This is a genomic window from Clostridioides sp. ZZV15-6383 (assembly GCF_020657735.1).
In the GTDB taxonomy this organism is placed as follows: Bacteria; Bacillota; Clostridia; order Peptostreptococcales; family Peptostreptococcaceae; genus Clostridioides; species Clostridioides difficile_D.
This window is the reverse complement of record NZ_JAGWCV010000247.1, coordinates 1-238: the sequence shown is the minus strand read 5'-3', so window position 1 is coordinate 238 and position 238 is coordinate 1. Positions and strand designations below refer to the sequence as shown.

General features: G+C 34.0%; 1 protein-coding gene. It reads right to left on the bottom strand.

The window, feature by feature from the left end; translation table 11 throughout:
• On the bottom strand, window positions 1-238 hold a 238-nt coding region (locus KGF42_RS19650; protein ID WP_227826951.1), incomplete at both ends, for a transposase.

Genomic DNA, 238 nt, shown 5'->3' with positions numbered 1-238 from the left:
GAATCATCTGAAGGAAAAATAGACTTCGATTTAGTAACTTTTCTTAATAATCTATTGTAACTTTCCATTGAATTTGTAGTATATATCAATGTTCTTATCTCTTGAGGATATTTAAAGTATGTTGCTAACTCATTCCAATTGCTTCGCCAACTTCTTAATGCTATCGCATACTGATTGCCCCATTTTTCCTCTAAGAGCGATAGCTCACTTAACGCTACCTCTTCTGTAATCGCAGCAT